General features: G+C 73.9%; 4 protein-coding genes. 2 read left to right on the plus strand and 2 right to left on the minus strand.

Going from position 1 to position 3,590, the window contains the following annotated elements; all coding sequences use genetic code 11:
• A partial coding sequence (locus NH602_RS29330) for a hypothetical protein (protein WP_253069505.1) occupies positions 1-226 on the minus strand: 226 nt, incomplete at its 3' end.
• Between the two features lie 217 nt (positions 227-443).
• Here NH602_RS29330 and NH602_RS29335 point away from each other — a divergent pair.
• Entirely contained in the window at positions 444-2,141 is a 1,698-nt protein-coding gene (locus NH602_RS29335; RefSeq protein WP_253069506.1) for an AMP-binding protein, read from the plus strand.
• A 13-nt stretch (positions 2,142-2,154) separates the two neighbouring features.
• On the opposite strand, the gene NH602_RS29340 is transcribed toward NH602_RS29335, so the two are convergent.
• On the minus strand, positions 2,155-2,787 hold the full coding sequence (locus NH602_RS29340) for a flavin reductase family protein (RefSeq protein WP_179762321.1): 633 nt from the start codon (positions 2,785-2,787) through the stop codon (positions 2,155-2,157).
• 59 nt (positions 2,788-2,846) lie between these two features.
• On the opposite strand from NH602_RS29340, the gene NH602_RS29345 reads away from it, so the two are divergent.
• The coding region (locus NH602_RS29345; protein ID WP_253069507.1) for a cobalamin biosynthesis protein at positions 2,847-3,590 on the plus strand (744 nt) is incomplete at its 3' end.

Here is a 3,590-nt window from a genome sequence, read left to right on the forward strand (position 1 = left end):
TCGGGGTCGGGGTCGGGGTCGGCGACGTCGTCGGGACCGGCGACGGGGTGCGCCACGCCGCGGGCAGCTCGCCGTTGCCGCAGCCGGCCAGCAGCAGCACGAGGATCAGCAGCGCCAGCCCCACGAGCACGCCGCGCAGCAGCAGCCGCGGCCCGTACCGGCCCACCCGCAGGCGGGACACCGACACGTCGGGGGTCGGCACCTTCGGCAGGTTCGGCGCGGTCACGCGGGCACCTTACGATCACCGGCCCGCCCGGGCGGGCCGACCTCGCCGCCACCATCGCGTGATCGGCGCCGCACGGTCGGTGCCCGACCGGCAGCGGCCGTCGCGCACTGCCGGGGCACCGGTGGAGTGACTAGGGTCGCGGTACGGCCGCACGGGCGGCCCCGCACGACGGGCCCGGGGCACGGGCCCCCCGCACGAGCCCACCGAGGTGCACCCCATGGCGACCGGCAGCCCGGCGACGGAGAAGTTCCTCGCCGCCCGCGACTTCCTGCTCACCCACCGCGAGGACTACGACACGGCCTACCGCGACTTCCGCTGGCCGGAGCTCGATGAGTTCAACTTCGCGCTCGACCACTTCGACGTCGTCGCGGCCGACCCCGAGCGGGGCGCGCGGAAGGCGCTGTGGATCGTCGAACAGGACGGTTCGCAGGCGCACTGGACGTGGGCGGAGCTGTCCGAGCGGTCCAACCGGGTCGCGAACTGGCTGCGGGAGCAGGGCGTCGCCCGGGGCGACCGGATCATCCTCATGCTCGGCAACCAGCTGGAGCTGTGGGAGACGCTGCTGGCGGCGATGAAGCTGGGCGCCGTCGTCATCCCCGCGACCACCCTGCTCACCCCGGCCGACCTGCAGGACCGGGTGGACCGCGGGCGGGCCGCGCACGTTGTCGTCGGGGCGGACGACGCCGGCAAGTTCGACGACGTCGACGGCGACTACACCCGTATCGCCGTCCGCGGCGCCGTGGCGGGCTGGCGCGACTACACCGGCGAGGCCTACTCGGCCGCCGCCGAGTTCACCCCGGACGGCGCCACGAAGGCGTCGGACACGCTGCTGCTGTACTTCACCTCCGGCACCACCGCCAAGCCGAAGCTGGTGGAGCACACCCACACGTCCTACCCGGTCGGGCACCTGTCGACGATGTACTGGATCGGCCTCGAGCCCGGCGATGTGCACCTCAACATCTCCTCGCCCGGCTGGGCCAAGCACGCCTGGTCCAACGTGTTCGCGCCGTGGATCGCCGAGGCGACCGTGCTCGTCATGAACTACGCCCGGTTCGACGCCGAGTCCGTCCTGTCGGTCCTGGACTCCTGCGGGGTGACGAGCTTCTGCGCCCCGCCGACGGTGTGGCGGATGCTCATCCAGGCCGACCTGTCCGGGCTGGCGACGCCGCCGTCCAAGGTCGTCGGGGCGGGGGAACCGCTCAACCCCGAGGTCATCGAGCAGGTCGAGAAGGCGTGGGGCCTGCGCATCCGCGACGGGTTCGGCCAGACCGAGTCCTCGGTGCAGATCGGCAACCCGCCCGGGCAGCCGGTCAAGCCGGGCTCGATGGGCAGGCCGATCCCCGGGTTCGTCGTCGCGCTGGTCGACCCGACCACCGGGAAGGTCGCCGACGAGGGTGAGATCTGCCTGGACCTCGACCACCGCCCGACCGGGCTGATGGTGGGCTACGCCGACGACCCGGAGCGCAACGCCGAGGCCATGGCCGGCGGGTACTACCACACCGGCGACGTCGGCTCCCGCGACGAGTCGGGCTACATCACCTACGTCGGCCGGGCCGACGACGTGTTCAAGGCCAGCGACTACCGGATCAGCCCGTTCGAGCTGGAGAGCGTGCTGATCGAGCACCCGGCGGTCGCCGAGGCCGCGGTCGTGCCGTCCCCGGACCCGGTCCGCCTCGCCGTGCCGAAGGCCTACGTGGTGCTCGCCACGGGGCACGAGCCGACCGAGGAGACGGCGGCGGCGATCCTGCAGTTCGCCTACGACAACCTCGCCCCCTACAAGCGGATCCGCCGCCTCGAGTTCTTCGAGCTCCCGAAGACGATCTCCGGGAAGATCCGCCGGGTGGAGCTGCGCGGCCGGGAGGGCGAGATCCACGCCGACCCCGCCGCCACGCCGCCCACCGAGTACACCCTCTGACCGGCGGGCCGGGTCACTGCTCGCCGAAGTGACCCGGCCACTGCTGGTAGGGGATGCGGCTGATCTCCAGGATCTCGCCCAGCCGGGACCACTCGTTGCGGCCCAGGCGGGCCAGCGGGGCGAGCCGGCGGACGTCGGGCAGGGAGTTGCCGCGCTCGTCGGTGACGAACACGCTCTCCTCGATCGCGGCGTGCACGACCCGGCCGATGACGACGGTCGAGTTGCCGAGCTCGATGTTCGCGTGCAGCACGCACTCCAGAGCCACCGGTGACTCGGCGACCCGCGGCGGCGCCACGACCGAGGACGCCTCGGCGGTCAGCCCCACCGAGGCGAACTCGCTGATCTCGGACGGGAAGTCCGTGCCCGTCGCGTTGATCCGCTCGAACATCGGCTCGTTCGCCAGGCAGACGACGAACTCGCGGGTCTGCGACACGTTGCGCAGCGAGTCCTTCTTCCCGACCGACGTGAACTGGATCATGGGCGGGTCCACGCAGGACACCGTGAAGAACGAGTGCGGGGCGAGGTTGTCGACGCCGTCGGCCGAGCGGGTGGAGACCCAGGCGATGGGTCGGGGGACGACGACGCTGGTCAGGAGCTTGTAGAACGGGCCGCTGCCCATCTCGTCCGGCTTGAGGTCCGTGCGCATGCCCATGATCCTGCCCGGCCTGCCCGCACCCTGCGCGCGCGCCGCTCTAGGTTCGGCGCATGGGAACACGTGGCCGCGCGGCCGGACTGGCCGCCGGGATCGTCGCCGACGCACTGCTCGGCGACCCGCGCCGGGGCCACCCGGTCGCCGGCTTCGGCACGCTCGCCGCCCGGCTGGAGGGCCGGATGCACCGCGACGCCGTCGCACCCGGGGTGGCCTACACCGCGATCCTGGTCGGGGCGGTGGTCGCGGCGGGGGTGGTCGCCGAGGCGGCCGCGACGCGTGCGGGGGCCCGGGCCGAGCCCGTCGTGCGGGCCGGGCTGACCGCCGTCGCCACCTGGGCCGTGCTCGGCGGGACCTCGCTGGTGGGGGAGGGTGCCGCGCTGGCCGCGTCGCTCGACTCCGGTGACCTGGCCGCCGCCCGCGCCCGGATCCCGCACCTGTGCGCGCGCGACCCGGAGCTGCTCGACGCCGACGGCATGGCCCGAGCCGGGACCGAGTCGCTGGCCGAGAACACCTCCGACGCCGTCGTCGGGCCGCTGGTGTGGGGCGCGGTCGCCGGCATCCCGGGGCTGCTGGGCTACCGAGCGGTGAACACCCTCGACGCGATGGTCGGCTACCGCACCGCCCGGCACGCCCGCTTCGGGTGGGCCTCGGCCCGTCTCGACGACGTGGTCAACCTGGCCCCGGCCCGGGTCACCGCGGTGGTCACGGTGGCCGTCGCGCCGCTGGTGGGCGGCTCGCCGGCGTCCGCGCTGCGGGCCTGGCGCCGCGACGCCGCCGGGCACCCCAGCCCGAACGCC

The organism is Pseudonocardia sp. McavD-2-B, assembly GCF_024124365.1.
GTDB lineage: Bacteria > Actinomycetota > Actinomycetes > Mycobacteriales > Pseudonocardiaceae > Pseudonocardia > Pseudonocardia alni.